The following is a 14,961-nucleotide window of genomic DNA, read 5'->3' on the forward strand; positions in this document are numbered from 1 at the left end:
TCCCGGGTCTCCTCCCAGTCCGATGTCGCGCGCCGACCGGAGCGGACCTCAGCCGATGAAAGCCGTCACGGCGTAGCAGGCCGCGGCGATCAGGGCGGCGGCCGGCAGGGTCAGCACCCAGGCGACCACGATGTTGCCGGCGACGCCCCAGCGAACCGCCGAGGTCCGCCGTGCAGCCCCGACGCCGATGATCGCGCCCGTGATGGTGTGGGTGGTCGAGACCGGTACGCCGAGCCAGGTCGCGGCGAACAGGGTGATCGCGCCGCCCGTCTCGGCGCAGAACCCCTGCATCGGGTTCAGACGCGTGATCCTGGAGCCCATCGTGTGCACGATGCGCCAGCCGCCGAGCAGCGTGCCCAGCGCCATGGCGGACTGGCAGGAGATCACCACCCAGAGGGGAACGTGAAAGGAGGCGCCCAGGTGGCCCTGCGAGTAGAGCAGCACCGCGATGATCCCCATGGTCTTCTGCGCGTCGTTGCCGCCGTGGCCCAGGGAATAGAGCGAGGCCGAGACGAACTGCAGGGCGCGGAAGCGCCGGTCGACCGCGAACGGCGTCGCCCGCACGCAGAGCCAGGAGACCATCAGCACCAGGAGGAGCGCGAGCAGAAAGCCCAGGAGCGGCGAGAGGACGATGGCGGCGGCAGTCTTCGTCAGCCCGCTCCAGACCACCGCGCTGAACCCGGCCTTGGCGACGCCCGCTCCGATGAGGCCGCCCACGAGGGCGTGCGAGCTGCTCGACGGGATGCCGAAGACCCAGGTGACGATGTTCCAGGTGATGGCGCCCATCAGCGCGCTGAAGATCACCCGGGGATCGATGATCCCCGCATCGACGATCCCGGTCCCGAGGGTCTGGGCCACGTGCAGGCCGAAGAACAGAAAGGCGATGAAGTTGAAGAACGCCGCCCAGAGCACCGCGTATTGGGGCCGCAGCACCCGCGTCGACACGATGGTGGCGATGGAGTTGGCCGCATCGTGCAGGCCGTTGAGGAAGTCGAAAAACAGCGCAACGGCGATCAGGCCGGCGAGGGCGGGCAGGGCGAGCGCGGTGGCCTCGGTCATCGGGTCGCCTACACGTTCTCGATCACGATGCCGCTGATCTCGTTGGCGACGTCCTCGAAGCGGTCGACCACGTCCTCGAGGTGGCCGTAGATCTCCGCGCCGATGAGATAGGCCATCGTGTCGCCGTCGCCGCCATCCTTGCGGTGGGCCTCGTAGAGCGCCTTGAGGCCGCGCTCCTGCAGCTCGTCCGAGCGTCCCTCGACCCGGGTGATCTGCTCGGTCAGGGTGTTGATGCGCCCGGCATGGGTTCCGACGGCCGTGAGGAGGGGGATCGTCTCGGCGGTGAGCCGCGCCGCCTCGATCACGGTGCCGCCCATCTCCTGCATCAGCGGTTCGAAGCGGCGAACCTCGTAGAGGGCGATCGTCTTCACCGTCTTGTTCATCTGGTCGATGGCGTCGTCCATCGACTGGATCAGGTCCTTGATGTCGCCTCGGTCGAAGGGCGTGATGAAGCTCCGGCGCACGGCGAGGAGGACTTCGGCGGTGATCGCGTCCGCCTCATGCTCGCGCTCCACCACCTGCTGGCAGTAGCGCGGAACGGCGTCCCCGCCCTGAAGCACGCCCTGCAGCGCTTCGGCGCCGGCCACCAGGGTGCGCGAGTGCCGCTCGAAGAGGTCGAAGAACCGATCCTCGCGCGGCATCAACGCCTTGAACCAACCCAGCATCCCCGACTCCGGCCCCACCCCGCTTGATTAGCCAACTAGGGTTTTTGCGCGCAGGAGACCAGGGCCTTCGCGAGCTTTGCCCTGGTGCGCCGCCCAGGCAATCATCGGCCGATGACGCTGCGGATGGTGAAGCTCGACTGGATACGGGCGACTCCGGGCAGCTTCGAGAGCACCGACCGGTGCAGCCGCTCGTATTCCGCCATGTCGGCGACGCGGATCTTCAGGAGATAATCGGAATCACCCGTCATCAGGTAGCAATCCTGAATGTCGGGGCAGCGCCGCACGGCCGCCTCGAACCGGTTGAGGCAATCCTCGGTCTGCCGCTCCAGGGCGATCCGGGTCATCACCACCAGGCCGGCGGAGCCGGGCCCGTCGAGAAGCACGGTGTAGCCGCGGATCGTGCCGTTGCGCTCCAGCATCCGCAAGCGCCGCAGGCAGGCGGAGGCCGAGAGGCCGACGCGCTGCGCCAGGGCGGCGTTCGGGATCCGCGCATCCTCGCGGAGGACCCGGATGATCGCACGATCGATCTCGTCGGGCGGCATCACTGTCCTCAGCTGACATGTGCAACGATCGTGCATCGTATCGCAGGATCGTGCGTCGGGCACCCTTTGCGAGGCGGAACCTGCACCATCTTCGCTGCACCGCTCGCAGGATCAAGTGTCTCTAGTCCGACGAGACCGGAGCGCTCGGGGCCGGGAGCGGCATGGCCCCGCCTGTGCTTGGGATTCCGGGCCTCAGGGGAGACGTGCGATGCGGGTCCTGGTTCTCGGAAGCGGCGTGGTCGGCGTCAGCACGGCCTATTACCTCGCCAAGGCCGGTCATGCCGTCACGGTGATCGACCGCCAGCCCGCCGCCGGCCTGGAGACGAGCTTCGCCAATGCGGGCCAGGTCTCGCCGGGCTACTCGGCCCCCTGGGCGGCCCCGGGCATTCCCATCAAGGCGATGAAGTGGCTGATGATGCGCCACCGGCCCCTGGTGCTGTGGCCGACCGTCGAGCCGCGCTTCTATGGATGGCTCGCGCGCATGCTCGCGAACTGCACCGAGGACGCGTATATCCGCAACAAGGGCCGCATGGTTCGTCTCGCCGAATACAGCCGGGACGTCCTGCGCGACCTGCGCACCGAGACCGGCATCACCTACGACCACCGGACCCGCGGCACCCTCCAGCTCTTCCGCACGCGAAAGCAGCTCGACCATGTCGGCGACGACACCCGCGTCCTCGATACCTATGGGGTCGCCTACACGGTGCTGGACCCGGCCGGATGCATCGCGGCCGAGCCGGCGCTGGCTGGCGTCCGCGACACGATCGTCGGGGGCCTTCACCTGAGCGGCGACGAGACGGGCGATGCCCACCTGTTCACGCAGCGCCTGGCGGAGCTGTGCGCGCGGATGGGCGTCCGTTTCCGCTACGGGACGCGCATCGACGGCCTCGAGACCGCGGGCGACGCGGTGACGGGCGTGGTCTGCGGCTCCGAGACCCTGCGGGCCGATACCTACGTCGCCGCCATGGGCTCCTTCACCCCGGGCCTCCTCCGTCCCCTCGGGCTTCGGCTGCCGATCTATCCCGTCAAGGGATACTCGCTCACCCTGCCGGTCACCGACCCCGCCCAGGCGCCGGTCTCCACCGTCATGGACGAGACCTTCAAGGTCGCGCTCACGCGCCTCGGGGACCGGATCCGCGTGGGCGGCACGGCCGAGCTCGCGGGCTTCAGCGATGTCCTCCGGGCCCCGCGCCGGGCGACCCTGGAGCGCTGCGTCCGGGACCTGTTCCCCAACGGGGGCGACCTCGCGGCCGCCACGTTCTGGACCGGCCTGCGCCCGATGACGCCAGACGGCACGCCGATCGTCGGTGCCACGCGGTATGGCAACCTCTACACCAACACCGGCCACGGCACTCTGGGCTGGACGATGGCCTGCGGCTCCGGGCGGATGCTGGCCGACCTGATGTCCGGCCGCGCGCCCGACATCGACCATGCCGACCTGGCGCTCGCCCGCTACGCCGCCTGACGCCGTCAGGCGGTGAACCCCTCCAGGATGAGCATCACCAGGGGGATGGCGAGCCCGGCGAGCACCGTCTGCAGGGCGAGGATGCCGGCCATCAGCGGCGCGTCGCCCCCGAGCTGCCGGGCCATGATGTAGGACGAGGACGCCGTCGGCAGCGACTGGAACAGCAGGGCGGTGGCGGCGGCCGGCCCGTGCAGGCCGGCGGCGAGGCAGGCCAGGATCGTCACTGTCGGCATCAGCACGAACTTGGCGACCGACGCGATGACGACCGGACGCAGCCAGGTCCGGACGGTACGGGGATCGAGGGCGGCGCCGACGCAGAGGAGACCGAGCGGGAGGGAGGCCTGCCCCAGGGCCTTCAGGGTGGGCTCCAGTCCCGGCGGCAGCCCGAAGCCCGTCGCCTGCAGGGCGATCCCGATGCCGCAGGCGACCACCAGGGGATTGAGAAGGAGCTGGCGGAGGATCGCCCGCGGCGCCAGCCGCCCGCCCGAGCCGAAGCGCGCGAAGACCAGGACGCACAGGATGTTCACCGTGGGCACGATGGCCGCGTTGGCGACCGCCGCGAGGGCGATTCCCCGCAGGCCGAACAACCCCGCCGCCGCCGAGACCCCGACGTAATTGTTGAAGCGCACTCCGCCCTGAAACACCGAGGTGAAGGCCGCTCCGTCGAGGTCGAGCCGCGGCCGGATCGCGAGCAGCATGAGCGCCACCGCGAGGGTCGAGGCCACGAGGACGCCCGCCAGGGCGAGGACGGGCACGCCGTCCAGGCGCGCGGTGGCCAGTCCGTGGATGAACAGCGCCGGCAGCAGCACGTAGTAGCCGAGGCGCTCGGCCTGGGCCCAGAACGACTCGGCCACGAGGCCGTTGCGGCGCAGCAGCACGCCGAGGCCGATCAGCAGCGCGATCGGCACCAGGGCGAGGATGACCGTCGCGCTCACGCGGCGGGCCGGAGGACGCTGGAACCGGCGGTGATCGATAAGCGCATGGATCGCAACTCGGGGTGAGACGACGGCCAGCTGTACGTGAAGTGGGTTGCGGAAGAGTACCGGGGCGGGTGCGTTCCTGGGGGCGCGGGGCATGGCCATCCCCAGGCATCGCCGGGAACGGGCCTGCCACACCCGTCGCCATGGCCCTCGATTTGCATCATTTTGATGCATCGTCCCGGCTCGAATCGCCGGGACTGCGGATTGTCTGATGGCGCTCGAACAGCCCTCGCCGGCCGGACTCGACGAGACCTATCGCCGGATCACCTGGCGGCTGCTGCCGTTCCTGATGTTCCTCTGGGTCCTCTCCTGGATCGACCGGGTGAACATCGGCTTTGCCAAACTGCAGATGCTCGCCGACCTGAAGTTCAGCGAGACCGTCTACGGCATCGGCGCCGGGATCTTCTTCATCGGCTACTTCCTCTGCGAGGTTCCGAGCAACCTCCTCCTCGAGCATATCGGCGCCCGCAAGACCATCGCGCGCATCACTCTGCTGTGGGGTCTCTGCTGCGTGGCGATGATGTTCGTCACCACCCCCGGCCTGTTCTACATCCTGCGTTTCCTCCTGGGGGTGTTCGAAGCGGGCTTCTATCCGGGCGTGATCCTGTTTCTGACCTACTGGTACCCCACCGAGCGGCGCGCCAAGGTCTTCGGGCTGTTCATGTCGGCCTCCGCCATCGCGGGGGTGATCGGCGGACCGCTGGCCGGCACGATCATGACCGGCCTCGACGGCGTAAACGGCTGGTCCGGCTGGCAGTGGGTCTTCCTCCTCGAGGGCATCCCGTCGATCCTGGCCGGCCTCGTCACGCTGTTCTATTTGACCGACCGGCCGGAGAAGGCCGGCTGGCTGACCCCGGAGCAGCGCGCCCTGGTCGCGGCCGACCTCGCCCGCGACGCAGCGGCCCTCGGCCCGCGGGAGCATCGCATCCTGGCCTCGTTGCGGGATGTCCGGGTCTGGCAATGCATCGCGATCTTCTTCTGCATCATCACCGCCAACTCGGCCCTGACCTTCTTCGGGCCGAGCGTGGTCCGCGAGGCGGGCTACACCGACCCGCTCACCATCGGCTGGATCATGTCCGGCGCCTATCTCTGCGGCGCAGCCGGGATGATCCTCAATGGCCGCCACTCCGACCGCTCCGGCGAGGCGCGCCTCCATTGCGGCCTCCCGGCGCTGATCGGCGCCGTGGCGATCGCCCTCCTCGGGTGGCTCGTCCCGATCAGCCCGGCGCTGTCGATCCTCGCCCTCACGGTGGCGATCGTCGGCACCATGAGCGCCATTCCGGTCTTCTGGCAGATCCCAGGCCGGTTCCTCGCCGGTTCGGCCGCGGCGGCCGGCATCGCGCTGATCAACGCGGTGGCGAACCTCGCCGGGTTCGGCGCGCCGGCGGTAATGGGCGCCCTGCGCGAACAGACCGGCTCTGCCGCCACCGGCCTCTGGATCGTCGCGGGCTTCGAGGTCGCGACGCTCCTCCTCATCCTCGCCTTCGTCCCGCCGGAACCCGGAGCCCTGGTCCGGCGGGCCGCGGCACGCGCCGCCCACGAACCCGCCTGAACCCGAACCCCGCACCCGTCGAGAAGGACAAGCCATGGATCGACCGGCCCTCACGCGCCGAAGCCTCGTCGGCGCCGGTCTCGGCGCCGTCGCCGCCACCGGCGCTCTGGCGCAGGCCGCGCCCGCCCCGCCGAGGGCCCGGGCGACGGCGCCGAACTCCCAGGCCGGCCTCGGCCCGCGCCTGACCCTGCACGCCATCGACAACTTCCACGGCACGCCCGGCGCCGGCATGGTCTGCGACCTGGCGATCAGGGAGGGCGACGCCTATCGGACGCTCAAGACCGTGACCACCGCCGCCAATGGCCGTCCGGCAGAACCGCTCCTGGTCGACGAGGCCCTGAAGGTCGGCCAGTACGAGTTGCTGATGCATTTCGAGGCGTATTTCGCCAAGGCCGGCGTAGCGCTGCCGCAGCCGAATTTCCTGAGCCTCGTTCCGGTGCGCTTCGTGATCCGCGATGCGGGGCAGCGCTACCACCTGCCGGTGCTGTTCACCCCCTGGGGCTACTCCTACTATCGCGGCAGCTGACGCGCCCGCGACACGCCTTCAGCGAGATTTCCTTCCGGAGCCCGATCGACATGGCCGGCATCACCACACACGTCCTCGACGCGGATCGCGGCCGCCCGGCGCCGGGGGTGCGCATCGACTTCTCCGTGAGGGAGGGCGACGCGTGGCGCCTCGTGAAGAGCGTCGTCACCAATGCCGACGGGCGCACCGACGCACCGATCCTGCCAGCCGCCGAGGCCAAGGTCGGTCAGTACCAGCTGGAATTTCACATCGACGCCTACCTGAAGACCAAGCCCGGCGTGACCGAGGCCGACATCTTCGTCGACAATCCGGTGGTGCGCTTCGCGGTCTTCGATGCCGGGCAGCACTATCACGTGCCGATGCTGTGCGCGCCGGGCACCTGCGCCACCTACCGGGGCAGCTGACGGCGATGGTCGATTCCGGAAAGCCCGATCTCGCCGCCATCAACCGGCTCGATGGGGCCGGCTTCGTCGTCCGGTTCGGAGGGGTGTTCGAGCATGCGGCCTGGGTCGCGGAGCGCGCCCACGCGCACGGGCCCTTCGCCAGCCTCGACGACCTGCACGCGGCCATGATGCGGGCCGTGCGCGCCGCGCCGACCGAGACCCGCATCGCCTTCCTGAACGGCCATCCGGAGCTCGCCGGGCCCGAGGCGCGGGCCCGCAGCATGACGGCGGATTCGGCGAGCGAGCAGGGCAGCGCCGGGCTCGACCACATGCCCGCCGCCGACGCGGAGGCCTTCGACCGCCTGAACGCCGCCTATCGCCGCCGCTTCGGCTTTCCCTTCATCATCGCGGTCCGCGGCCGGGCGCAGGCCGAGATCCTGGCGATCTTCGCGGAGCGCCTGCGGCGCACTCCCGGAGAGGAGGAGCAGGCCGCCCTCGACGAGATCGCGCTGATCACCCGGATGCGGCTCGACCGCCTCGTCGCCGCATCCGGGTGAGGCAGTTCACTTCAGGCGGGCGGCGGCCCAGGCGATGTGGTCGGCCATGAAGGTGGAGATGAAGTAGTACGAGTGGTCGTACCCCTCGCGCATGTTGAGGGTCAGGGGAATGCCGGCCGTCTTGCAGGCCTCTTCCAGGAGCCAGGGACGCAGGCCGTCGTCGAGGAAGCTGTCGGCGGTGCCCTGGTCGACCAGGAACTCCGGGAAGCGCTTGCCGTCTTCGATCAGCGCCGTGGCGTCGTGGGCGCGCCACGCAGCGGTGTCGGTGCCGAGATACTTCTCGAAGGCAGGCTTCGACCAGCCGGCCGTGGAGGGTTGGGCGATCGGCGCGAAGGCCGAGCAGGACTTGAAGCGGTCGGGATAGGTGAGGGCGATGGTCAGTGCACCGTGGCCGCCCATGGAATGGCCGAAGATGCCCTGGCGGGACATGTCGGCCGGGAACTCCTGAGCGATGAGGGCGGGCAGTTCCTCAGTCACGTAGCTCCACATCCGGTAGTTCGCGGCGTAGGGCGCCTGGGTGGCGTCGAGGTAGAAGCCGGCGCCGGAGCCGAACTGCCAGTTGCCCTCTTCGTCGGGAATGCCGGGGCCGCGCGGGCTGGTGTCGGGCGCCACGATGATGACGCCGTGCTCGGCCGCCGCCTTGCGGTACTCGCCCTTGTCCATGACGTTGGCGTGCGTGCAGGTCAGGCCCGAGAGGTACCACAGCACCGGCACCGGGCCGGCCTCGGCCTGCGGCGGCACGAACACCGCGAAGGTCATCGGGCAGCCCGTGGTCCGGGCATCGTGCTTGTAGACGCCCTGCGTGCCGCCGTGGGCGCGGGCCTTCGAGAGGGTTTCCATGTGTACTCTCCTGCTTAGGGCTCAGAATCCCGTTCCGAGGCTGGGAAAGGGTGCGATGTCGGGCCCCTGAAAGAATGGTCGATCCGCGCCCCTCCCTCTGCCCTCTGCGGGAGAGGGCGGCCCGCGTCAGCGGGTCGGGTGAGGGGAGCACCGGTCCCGGAGAGGTCGCCCCCTCTCCCGCCTGCTCCGCAGGCACCCTCCCCCGCGAAGGGGGGAGGGACCGGACACGGTCTGTCCCGATCGGATCAGTAAACCACCACCGACCGGATCGACTTGCCCTCGTGCATGAGGTCGAAGCCGTGGTTGATGTCCTCGAGCGGCATGGTGTGGGTGATCAGGTCGTCGATGTTGATCTTGCCCTCCATGTACCAGTCGACGATCTTGGGCACGTCGGTGCGGCCGCGGGCGCCGCCGAAGGCCGAGCCCTTCCAGACGCGGCCGGTGACGAGCTGGAACGGACGGGTCGCGATCTCCTTGCCGGCCTCGGCCACGCCGATGACGATCGACTCGCCCCAGCCGCGGTGGCAGCACTCGAGGGCCTGGCGCATCACGTTGACGTTGCCGGTGCAGTCGAAGGAGAAATCCGCGCCGCCGCCGGTCACGTCGAGGATCGCCTGGACCACGTGATCGTTGCCGACCTCCTTCGGGTTGATGAAGTGGGTCATCCCGAACTTGCGGGCCATCTCCTGCTTGTCCGGATTGATGTCGACGCCGATGATCTTGTCGGCCCCCACCATCCGGGCGGCCTGCAGCACGTTGAGGCCGATGCCGCCGAGGCCGAACACCACGACGTTGGCGCCGGGCCAGACCTTGGCGGTGTAGATCACCGCGCCGATGCCGGTGGTGACGCCGCAGCCGATGTAGCAGATCTTGTCGAAGGGGGCGTCTTCGCGGATCTTCGCCAGCGCGATCGCCGGCAGGACCGTGAAGTTCGAGAAGGTCGAGCAGCCCATGTAGTGGAACAGGGTGTTGGACCCGCCCGGGCTGCCGCCGGTGGAGACGCACGAGAAGCGGCTGGTGCCGTCGGGCATCACGCCCTGGCCCTGCGTGGAGCGGATCGCGGTGCACAGGTTGGTGCGCTGCGACAGGCAGGACTTACAGTTGCGGCATTCCGGGGTGTAGAGCGGGATGACGTGGTCGCCGGGCTTCAGCGCGGTGACGCCGGCGCCGACCTCGCGGACGATGCCCGCGCCCTCGTGGCCGAGGATCGCCGGGAACTTGCCCTCGGAATCGAGGCCCGACAGGGTGTAGGCGTCGGTGTGGCAGATGCCGGTGGCCATCAGCTCGACGAGAACCTCGCCGGCCTTGGGTCCTTCGATGTCGATGGTCTCGATCGTGAGAGGCTTCTTGGCCTCCCACGCGACCGCGGCGCGCGTCTTCATAGCAGTGTCCTTAGAGCTGTGATGATCACGGACGGCGGCGATGGATGCCGGCGCTTCGTCTCGCGGCACCCGAAAGGTGGCAAGGCGAACGGCCCGAAAATCTGGATGGTGTTTGATGCCTCCGGCGTCGAGATGCAACAGGCGTGCTCCGTCGTTTGCGCCAGGGTTGCGAATTTGGAATGACGGTCGCCGCGACGCGGCCGGAACGGAGGGACGATGAAGGACTGGGATAGGGGGCGTGAGGCGCTCATCGCGCCGGCGGCGGCGCGCAATCGTGCGGCGATCCTCGCCGTCCTGCGGGACGTCCTGCCCGAGACCGGCACGATCCTCGAGATCGCCAGTGGATCGGGCGAGCACGCGGTCCATTTCGCCGCCGCCCTGCCGGCGCTCTCGTGGCAGCCCAGCGACCCCGAGCCGGCCTATCGCCGCAGCATCGCGGCGCATGCGGAGGCCGCAGGTCTCGCCAACCTGCGGCCTCCCCTCGATCTCGACGCCGCCGCGGCCGCTTGGCCGATCGCGCGCGCCGACGCCATCCTGTGCATCAACATGGTCCACATCGCGCCGTGGTCGGCCACGGAAGGGCTGATGGACGGAGCCGCCCGCACGCTTGCCCCGGGCGGCGTCCTGTTCCTCTACGGCGCCTTTCGCGAGGGCGGCCGCCACACCGCCGAGAGCAACGCCGCCTTCGACCAGGACCTGCGTGCGCGGGATCCGCGCTGGGGCGTCCGCGATCTCGAGGCCGTCGCGGACACGGCCGCGCGGCGCGGCCTGCGGCACGAAGCCCGCATCGGCCTGCCGGCGAACAACCTGGCGCTGGTCTTCCGTCGCCCTGCGTCGGCGGCCTCGGCCTGATGCCCGCTGAGTCCCAGGCCCCGCACCCGCGAGACCGCATCGAAACCCTGCGCGACGCCCTCGAAGGCCGCCAGATCGAACTCTCCCTTGCGGCCGTCGCCGCAGGGGCCGTCACGTCCCTGACCGTGCCGGGAACGGCGGCGTTGGAAGGAGGGATCAACCCGGCCCTCGCACTGATGCTGTTCGTCACCTTCCTGCAGGTGCCCCTGCGGGCGCTGGCTCACGCCTTCACCCGCGGCCGCTTCCTGGCGGCGTTGATGGTCGTCAATTTCCTCGCGATCCCCCTGTTGGTCGCCGGGCTCACCCTCTTCCTTCCCGCCGACCCGATGCTGCGTCTCGGCGTGCTGATGGTGCTGCTCACGCCGTGCATCGACTACGTGGTGACCTTCGCCCATCTCGGGGGCGCCGATGCCCGGGTCCTGCTGTCCTCGACCCCGGCCCTTCTCCTCGCCCAGATGGCGCTGTTGCCGATCTACCTGACGTTCTTTCTCGGCGCGGACGCGGGACGGTTCGTGCAGGTCGGCCCCTTCCTCCACGCCTTCGTCTGGCTCATCGCGCTGCCCTTGGCCGCGGCCGGTGCCGTCCAGGTCTGGAGCGGACGGAGCCGCCTCGGGCGATGGGCCGCGGCCGGGCTTAGTGTGCTGCCGGTCCCCGCGACGGCCCTCGTCCTCTTCGTCGTGGTCGCGGCGGTCCTGCCGCAGCTCGGCGCGAGCCGGGACGCGGCCGCACGGACGGTCCCGGTCTACCTGGCCTTCGCCACATTGGCTCCGCTCATCGGCTGGGGAGCCGGGCGCGTTTTCCGGCTCGACGCGCCCACCGGGCGGACCCTGGCCTTCAGCGCCGCGACCCGGAACTCGCTCGTCGTCCTGCCCCTGGCCTTCGCGGTTCCGGGCGGGGTGCCCCTGCTGCCGGCCGTCATCGTCACGCAGACGCTGATCGAACTCATGAGCGAGCTGATCTACGTGCGCTGGATCCCGCGACTCGGGCGCCCGTCGATCCGATCCGCGTCCGCGCCCTAAAAACCCCTTCGCCTCATTGTCCGGAACGGGCAGCGCGCGGCGACGGCCCTGGGATCGCGGACGGGACTCACCCAGGGTCACGGCCAGGAGCGATCGAAACCGGATCTGCGATCGGCCGTCGAAATCGGGATCGAACACCTGACAGGGCAAGCAAATCGTTCGGCGCCTGCCGCGAACACCGTCGCACCACGTTTCCCGACATGCTTTAATCCAAAGAAACCGCTGCATCGCGGTGTATCTTCGGGAGCAATGCCTGGAATGGACGTTCGCGTTTCAGACGCGTCCTTGTCGGACGCACGCACGCCCGGGTGGCTGTCCCGCGAAGCGATCGTCGCCAAGCCCGGCTTTAACCGATGGCTGGTCCCGCCGGCGGCCCTGGCCATCCATCTCTGCATCGGCATGTCCTACGGTCTGTCGGTGTTCTGGCTCCCCCTGTCGAGGGCGCTGAGCGTCGGCCAGCCCGCGCCGGCCGCCTGCCCGGACATGAGCATCGCCACCGCCCTGGTCACCACCACTTGCGACTGGCGCGTCAGCGACCTCGTCATCGTCTTCTCCATCGGCATCGTGATGCTCGGGCTGTCGGCGGCGGTGTTCGGCGGCTGGCTGGAGCGGGCGGGGCCCCGCAAGGCCGGCCTCGCGGCGGCCCTGTGCTGGGGCGGCGGGTTCCTGATCGGCGCCCTCGGCGTCTACGTGCATCAGCTCTGGCTGATCTGGCTCGGCATGGGCCTCGTCGGCGGGATCGGCCTCGGCCTCGGCTACATCTCGCCGGTCTCGACCCTGGTGAAGTGGTTCCCCGACCGCCGGGGCATGGCCACCGGCATGGCCATCATGGGCTTCGGCGGCGGCGCCATGATCGGCTCGCCGCTGGCCACCCTGCTCATCAACACCTTCAAGACCCCGGATTCCGCTGGCGTCTGGCAGACGCTGGCGGTGATGGGCGGGCTCTACGGCGCGGCGATGCTCTGCGGCGCCTTCGGCTACCGCGTGCCCCCGGCCGGCTGGCAGCCGGAAGGCTGGACCGCGCCGGCGGCCAAGAGCGCGATGATCACCTCGGGTCACGTCCACCTGGACCGGGCCCACAAGACCCCGCAGTTCTGGCTGCTCTGGGCGGTGCTCTGCCTCAACGTTTCGGCTGGCATCGGCGTGCTCGCCCTGGCGTCGCCGATGCTGCAGGAGATCTTCGGCGGCGCGCTGATCGGCCAGCCGGGTGTCGGCTTCGGCCAGCTCGATGCCGGCCAGAAGGCCCAGATCGCGGCGGTCGCGGCCGGCTTCGTCGGCCTCCTGTCCCTGTTCAACATCCTCGGACGCTTCTTCTGGGCCTCGATGTCCGACAAGATCGGCCGCAAGGTGACCTACGCCACCTTCTTCGCCCTCGGATGCCTGCTCTACGCGGGCGCACCCTGGGCGGCGTCGATCGGCTCGAAAGCGCTGTTCGTGACGTTCTTCTGCGTGATCCTGTCGATGTACGGCGGCGGCTTCGCCACAATCCCCGCCTACCTCGCCGACATCTTCGGCACGCAGTTCGTCGGTGCCATCCACGGGCGGCTCCTCACCGCCTGGTCGACGGCCGGCGTGGTCGGTCCCTTCGTGGTGACGGCGATCCGGCAGGCGCAGGTCGATGCCGGCATCCAGGGGGCGGCGCTCTACACCCGGACGATGTACATCCTGGCGGCCTTCCTGGCAGCCGGCTTCGTCGCCAACCTCCTGGTCCGGCCACTGGCGGCGCGCTGGTTCATGAGCGACGCCGCGCTCGCCGCCAGCGCGAAGGGCGGGAATGCCACGGCAGCGGGGCGGACGAGCGCTCGCGGCATCGGCCGGGGCGGCGTCACGCCCCTCGCGATCCTCGCCTGGGTCGCCGTCGGCGTCCCGATCGCCTGGGGGATCTGGAGCACGGTCTCGAAGGCGATGATCCTGTTCGGGTAAGGGCCGCACCGGCCACCCCCGACGAAACGCCGAAGGTCCCGACCCGGCAACCGGTCGGGTGATCCGCCGCCCCCCGACGTGAGACCCTTGTCCGAGGGCGCAGCCCGGCCGGCGGGGAAGTCGGCGTCGTCCGCCCGCTCGATGCCCTCCGCCGGCTCCGACGCGGCGGACTCGTCGGCCAGCGGCAGACTGGTCCGGACGACACCTCGGCGGATCGGGCCTGCAGCGGACGAGGCCGCGTCCATCGGAGCCTGCTCGGTCTCGTCGTCGGGAGCGAGGCGACGATGCGCAGACCTAGATCAGTGCCGAGGCGCTCGGAGCAAAGCCCTCCACGAGGCCGGCGGCGCTGGCGACGGCATTGATCCGGATCGCCGCCCGAAGGAATAGCACCATAATTCCGGTCGTACTGTTCTCCGACCTCGACAATGACTATTTTCGTGCAAACTTTCCTTCTGTTTTGGGACAAATCACTGCCCATCACCGTTTCTGACGAAATACGGAAATACTCATGACTTTTATTCTCGAATACATTTCCGATTCGACAATCTAACTCATTGAATCTTGTCCTGTAACCTTTTCAGATTTCCGCTTTTCCAGCATAGGATGGCTCTAAGCTGTGTTTTGAAGCCACACCCACCGGGATAATACAAGCACAGGCTTTTGCGGCGTAGAAAACACACCTTTCGGTTGTCTAGATAGGGCGCGCCGCGTTGTCGCTGCACCGTTCTCGGGTGCCGTCCCGCATCGCGACCAGCATCGGGAGACAGCCGTGATCCGAACGCCATTCAGATTTCGCACCGGAAACGAGACCTACGAAAACTCCGGAGCCGTCCGCAGGTGCGACGGTCCGCCGACCGGGACAATGGGCGCGGCACCCGCCGTTCGGACGACCCTGCGCGCCCTCCAATCGCTGGCGCGCCGCCTGTCGGCTGCCGTCGCCCTGCTGGCCCTCGCCGGCGCCCCCGCGATGGCGGGGTCCGCGGCCCAGCCGGGCCAAACCATCGGTGCCGCGGCCGGCGCCCAGCTCCCGGTGGGTCTCTACTTCGTCAACACGTCGAGCTTCGGGGTGCGCGACACGCGCCCGCTGGACTCGGAATCGAACGTCAACCTGCCGGCCTTCGTCTGGGCGACGCCCTGGACCCTGTTCGGCGCGCGCCTGAACCTCATCGCGATCCAGCCCGTCGTCGCCTCGAGCCCCCGCGGCACGCCCTACCAG

General features: G+C 69.4%; 15 protein-coding genes and 1 pseudogene. 10 read left to right on the top strand and 6 right to left on the bottom strand.

Annotated elements, in window-relative coordinates; translation table 11 throughout:
- Window positions 1-48: 48 nt before the first annotated feature.
- The 3 genes from ASF18_RS10725 to ASF18_RS10735 all read right to left on the bottom strand — a co-directional run bounded on the left by ASF18_RS10725 (window position 49) and on the right by ASF18_RS10735 (window position 2,266).
- Window positions 49-1,059 (bottom strand): inorganic phosphate transporter, encoded by a 1,011-nt coding sequence (locus ASF18_RS10725; protein WP_056213855.1) that lies wholly within the window; start codon window positions 1,057-1,059, stop codon window positions 49-51.
- Window positions 1,060-1,067: 8 nt separating this feature from the next.
- Window positions 1,068-1,724 carry a DUF47 domain-containing protein gene (locus ASF18_RS10730; RefSeq protein WP_056213851.1) on the bottom strand — a complete coding sequence of 219 codons (657 nt, stop codon included), beginning with the start codon at window positions 1,722-1,724 and terminating at the stop codon, window positions 1,068-1,070.
- A 101-nt stretch (window positions 1,725-1,825) separates the two neighbouring features.
- Window positions 1,826-2,266, bottom strand: a complete 441-nt coding sequence (locus ASF18_RS10735; RefSeq protein ID WP_056351430.1) for an Lrp/AsnC family transcriptional regulator — start codon at window positions 2,264-2,266, stop codon at window positions 1,826-1,828.
- Window positions 2,267-2,474: 208 nt separating this feature from the next.
- Here ASF18_RS10735 and ASF18_RS10740 point away from each other — a divergent pair, with 208 nt between their 5' ends.
- The gene (locus ASF18_RS10740; RefSeq protein WP_056351433.1) at window positions 2,475-3,731 is read left to right on the top strand and encodes a D-amino acid dehydrogenase; all 1,257 of its coding nucleotides are present in this window, start codon (window positions 2,475-2,477) and stop codon (window positions 3,729-3,731) included.
- A gap of 5 nt (window positions 3,732-3,736) precedes the next feature.
- Here the strand turns inward: ASF18_RS10740 and ASF18_RS10745 are convergent, their stop codons facing one another.
- Entirely contained in the window at window positions 3,737-4,666 is a 930-nt protein-coding gene (locus ASF18_RS10745) for an AEC family transporter (protein ID WP_056351436.1), read from the bottom strand.
- Window positions 4,667-4,922: 256 nt separating this feature from the next.
- Here ASF18_RS10745 and ASF18_RS10750 point away from each other — a divergent pair, with 256 nt between their 5' ends.
- From ASF18_RS10750 to uraD, 4 genes are read left to right on the top strand one after another with little or no spacing between them, the layout of a single operon-like run.
- Complete coding sequence (locus ASF18_RS10750) at window positions 4,923-6,263, top strand: MFS transporter (protein WP_056351439.1); 1,341 nt, start codon at window positions 4,923-4,925, stop codon at window positions 6,261-6,263.
- A 34-nt stretch (window positions 6,264-6,297) separates the two neighbouring features.
- Window positions 6,298-6,789 (top strand): hydroxyisourate hydrolase, encoded by a 492-nt coding sequence (gene uraH, locus ASF18_RS10755; protein ID WP_056351446.1) that lies wholly within the window; start codon window positions 6,298-6,300, stop codon window positions 6,787-6,789.
- A 50-nt stretch (window positions 6,790-6,839) separates the two neighbouring features.
- Complete coding sequence (gene uraH, locus ASF18_RS10760; protein WP_056351448.1) at window positions 6,840-7,193, top strand: hydroxyisourate hydrolase; 354 nt, start codon at window positions 6,840-6,842, stop codon at window positions 7,191-7,193.
- 5 nt (window positions 7,194-7,198) lie between these two features.
- Complete coding sequence (uraD, locus tag ASF18_RS10765; protein ID WP_056351627.1) at window positions 7,199-7,729, top strand: 2-oxo-4-hydroxy-4-carboxy-5-ureidoimidazoline decarboxylase; 531 nt, start codon at window positions 7,199-7,201, stop codon at window positions 7,727-7,729.
- Between the two features lie 6 nt (window positions 7,730-7,735).
- On the opposite strand, the gene fghA is transcribed toward uraD, so the two are convergent.
- On the bottom strand, window positions 7,736-8,569 hold the full coding sequence (gene fghA, locus ASF18_RS10770; RefSeq protein ID WP_056213824.1) for an S-formylglutathione hydrolase: 834 nt from the start codon (window positions 8,567-8,569) through the stop codon (window positions 7,736-7,738).
- Window positions 8,570-8,814: 245 nt separating this feature from the next.
- Complete coding sequence (locus ASF18_RS10775; protein ID WP_056213821.1) at window positions 8,815-9,951, bottom strand: S-(hydroxymethyl)glutathione dehydrogenase/class III alcohol dehydrogenase; 1,137 nt, start codon at window positions 9,949-9,951, stop codon at window positions 8,815-8,817.
- Window positions 9,952-9,972: 21 nt separating this feature from the next.
- Here ASF18_RS10775 and ASF18_RS23680 point away from each other — a divergent pair, with 21 nt between their 5' ends.
- The 5 genes and pseudogenes from ASF18_RS23680 to ASF18_RS24130 all read left to right on the top strand — a co-directional run.
- Entirely contained in the window at window positions 9,973-10,134 is a 162-nt protein-coding gene (locus tag ASF18_RS23680) for a hypothetical protein (protein ID WP_156649775.1), read from the top strand.
- 33 nt (window positions 10,135-10,167) lie between these two features.
- A complete protein-coding gene (locus ASF18_RS10780; RefSeq protein WP_056351451.1) occupies window positions 10,168-10,803 on the top strand; it encodes a DUF938 domain-containing protein in 636 nt (211 codons plus the stop codon).
- Window positions 10,803-11,822, top strand: coding sequence for an arsenic resistance protein (locus ASF18_RS10785; protein ID WP_200917565.1), 1,020 nt, complete (start codon window positions 10,803-10,805; stop codon window positions 11,820-11,822). The genes ASF18_RS10780 and ASF18_RS10785 overlap by 1 nt, the downstream gene beginning before the upstream one ends.
- Window positions 11,823-12,080: 258 nt before the next feature.
- A complete protein-coding gene (locus tag ASF18_RS10790; protein ID WP_056351454.1) occupies window positions 12,081-13,745 on the top strand; it encodes an OFA family MFS transporter in 1,665 nt (554 codons plus the stop codon).
- Between the two features lie 862 nt (window positions 13,746-14,607).
- A pseudogene (locus ASF18_RS24130) lies at window positions 14,608-14,961 on the top strand (transporter); the annotation flags it as partial.

It is taken from the genome of Methylobacterium sp. Leaf89 (assembly GCF_001422215.1).
Classification (GTDB): Bacteria; Pseudomonadota; Alphaproteobacteria; order Rhizobiales; family Beijerinckiaceae; genus Methylobacterium.

What these genes read in the sequence shown, in the direction of transcription:
- ASF18_RS10725 (WP_056213855.1), bottom strand. Translation starts at nt 1,059, where the DNA reads ATGACCGAGGCCACCGCGCTCGCCCTGCCCGCCCTCGCCGGCCTGATC.
- ASF18_RS10730 (WP_056213851.1), bottom strand. Translation starts at nt 1,724, where the DNA reads ATGCTGGGTTGGTTCAAGGCGTTGATGCCGCGCGAGGATCGGTTCTTC.
- ASF18_RS10735 (WP_056351430.1), bottom strand. Translation starts at nt 2,266, where the DNA reads ATGCCGCCCGACGAGATCGATCGTGCGATCATCCGGGTCCTCCGCGAG.
- ASF18_RS10740 (WP_056351433.1), top strand. Translation starts at nt 2,475, where the DNA reads ATGCGGGTCCTGGTTCTCGGAAGCGGCGTGGTCGGCGTCAGCACGGCC.
- ASF18_RS10750 (WP_056351439.1), top strand. Translation starts at nt 4,923, where the DNA reads ATGGCGCTCGAACAGCCCTCGCCGGCCGGACTCGACGAGACCTATCGC.
- uraH (WP_056351446.1), top strand. Translation starts at nt 6,298, where the DNA reads ATGGATCGACCGGCCCTCACGCGCCGAAGCCTCGTCGGCGCCGGTCTC.
- uraH (WP_056351448.1), top strand. Translation starts at nt 6,840, where the DNA reads ATGGCCGGCATCACCACACACGTCCTCGACGCGGATCGCGGCCGCCCG.
- uraD (WP_056351627.1), top strand. Translation starts at nt 7,199, where the DNA reads ATGGTCGATTCCGGAAAGCCCGATCTCGCCGCCATCAACCGGCTCGAT.
- fghA (WP_056213824.1), bottom strand. Translation starts at nt 8,569, where the DNA reads ATGGAAACCCTCTCGAAGGCCCGCGCCCACGGCGGCACGCAGGGCGTC.
- ASF18_RS10775 (WP_056213821.1), bottom strand. Translation starts at nt 9,951, where the DNA reads ATGAAGACGCGCGCCGCGGTCGCGTGGGAGGCCAAGAAGCCTCTCACG.
- ASF18_RS23680 (WP_156649775.1), top strand. Translation starts at nt 9,973, where the DNA reads ATGATCACGGACGGCGGCGATGGATGCCGGCGCTTCGTCTCGCGGCAC.
- ASF18_RS10780 (WP_056351451.1), top strand. Translation starts at nt 10,168, where the DNA reads ATGAAGGACTGGGATAGGGGGCGTGAGGCGCTCATCGCGCCGGCGGCG.
- ASF18_RS10785 (WP_200917565.1), top strand. Translation starts at nt 10,803, where the DNA reads ATGCCCGCTGAGTCCCAGGCCCCGCACCCGCGAGACCGCATCGAAACC.
- ASF18_RS10790 (WP_056351454.1), top strand. Translation starts at nt 12,081, where the DNA reads ATGGACGTTCGCGTTTCAGACGCGTCCTTGTCGGACGCACGCACGCCC.